A 1,030-nucleotide genomic window follows, 5' to 3' on the forward strand; every position below is an offset into this window, starting at 1 on the left:
GGTAGAAAAGTTCATCCCTCCTAAAAAGGGAAGAAGTCATATTTTGATGATCATCAGGGAACTGATAGATTTTAAACCTCAGAACAGGGGTACAAATGTAGCTGAAGCTTTAAGATACTTTACCAGCGCTATTAACAAAAGATGCACTTCCTTTCTGATCTCTGATTTTATGAGTAATTCTTTTGAGAATGAACTTAAAATAGCCAACAGAAAACACGATCTTATCGCACTTAGGTTATATGACTTGCATGAGGAAGAATTTCCTAACCTGGGACTTATCCCTGTTAGGGATGAAGAAACCGGTGAGTACGAGTGGGTAAATACTGGGGATAAACGTGTTAGACAGGCTTATAAAGTTGCAGCAATGGAGAGAAATGGGAAACTAGAAGATCTTTTTAAGAGATCAGGAGTAGATTTTACAAAAATTGGAACCCATCAGTCATATATTAAACCATTAATGACATTATTTAAAAAACGCGAAGCCAGAAGGTAGGGGATATGAAGCAATATTTTAATTTTAGCTGGTGTTTAATGCTATGCCTGGCTTGCTTTACTTATAAAAGTAATGCTCAGGATATAAAGGTAGAGGCTAAACTAGATAAGTCGACCATTGTTTTGGGAGACCAGACAATTTTGCGCTTAAGTGCCCGATTGCCGGTAAATGAGAAAATCAGTTTTCCTGCATTGGCAGATACCATTTCTTCTAAAATACAGATTGTAGAGGTTGGCAAAACCGATACTATAGCAGATAAGAATAATCCTAAAGTGGCTACAATTAGTCGCCAATATACAATCACTTCTTTTGATGCCGGATTGCAGGCCGTTCCGGCTTTCTTGTTCCAGGTAAACACGCAAAGTTTTAAAACCGATCCTTTGCCCTTACAGGTTACTGCTGTTGCTGTTGATACTACAAAGGCCATTTATGACATAAAGCAGCCCCTTGCAGTAAAATATTCCTTTTTAGATTGGCTAAGGGACCATTGGCAGTGGGTATTATTGTCGTTCGTGATAATTTTACTGATTGCAGGGG

At 38.3% G+C, this 1,030-nt stretch carries 1 protein-coding gene and 1 pseudogene; both read left to right on the forward strand.

Translation table 11 applies throughout. The features are described from left to right. On the forward strand, positions 1-493 hold a 493-nt coding region (locus AC1DDX_RS27780; protein WP_477623087.1), incomplete at its 5' end, for a DUF58 domain-containing protein. Positions 494-498: 5 nt separating this feature from the next. Continuing rightward, a pseudogene (locus AC1DDX_RS27785) lies at positions 499-1,030 on the forward strand (hypothetical protein); the annotation flags it as partial.

The organism is Pedobacter sp. 10L46_2, assembly GCF_056395165.1.